Annotated in this window: 1 protein-coding gene; it reads left to right on the top strand. The window is 64.7% G+C overall.

Annotated features, from left to right (window positions below; genetic code table 11):
- On the top strand, positions 1–951 hold a 951-nt coding region (locus GRX31_RS30385), incomplete at its 5' end, for a flagellin (protein WP_160856259.1).
- Between the last annotated feature and the right edge of the window lie 20 nt (positions 952–971).

Raw genomic sequence — 971 nt, 5'->3', positions numbered from 1 at the left:
CTGGCACAGACGGCTGAAGGCGCGCTGGGCAAGGTCGGCGACATGCTGCAGCGCATGCGCGAGCTGGCGGTGCAGTCGTCCAACGCGACGAACAGCAAGAGCGACCGTGAGGCGCTGCAGTCGGAGCTGTCTCAACTGCGTGATGAAGTGGACCGTGTGGCCAAGACCACCACGTTCAATGGCCAGAAGCTGCTGGAAGGCAGCTTCACGGGTGGCGTGTTCCAGGTGGGTGCGAACTCTGGCGACAACATCAGCGTGGGCTCGTTGGGCAACGTGAAGGTCGACAGCCTGGGCAACTCCTCGTACAGCGTGGGCTCGATCAGCAGTTCCGCCGTGACGCAGGCGTCGGTGACGTCCGCCTCGGTGAGTCTCACGATCCAAGGTGCCACCGCCTCTGCCGTGGCCACGATCGAGCAAGACGCCAATGCGACGCAGACCGAGGTGACCGGTCGCACCATCGAAGCCATCAACGCCAAGACCGCTGATACCGGCGTGACGGCCTTCCTCAGCGAAGACGGCACGACGATTGAGCTGCGCGCCACGGCAGCGCCGACGGGCACGACGGGCACGACCGCATCGGTGGCAGTCGGCACGGCGGCTGCAACGAGTCTGACGGCCATCACAACCGCTGAGGGCAAGGGCATCGACAAGGTGGACATCTCCACCCAGTCTGGCGCGTGGGAAGCCATGCAGCGTATCGACAACGCCATCGACAAGGTGAACACGGCGCGCGGCGACCTGGGCGCACTGCAGACCCGCTTCGAGAAGGCTGTGGAGAACATCGACATCCAGAACGAAAACATTTCCGCAGCGCGCAGCCGGATCACGGATGCCGACTTTGCCAAGGAAACGGCGAACCTGAGCCGTACGCAGATCCTGCAGCAGGCTGGTACGGCGATGGTGGCCCAGGCCAACCAGCTGCCCCAGCAGGTGCTGAGCCTGCTGCGTTGATGGAGGAGCTTGCTGGCGCC

Origin of the sequence: Delftia sp. CH05 (genome assembly GCF_009827015.1) — a bacterium.
GTDB classification, from domain to species: Bacteria; Pseudomonadota; Gammaproteobacteria; order Burkholderiales; family Burkholderiaceae_C; genus Comamonas; species Comamonas tsuruhatensis.
This window is presented reverse-complemented; position numbering and strand designations above follow the sequence as displayed.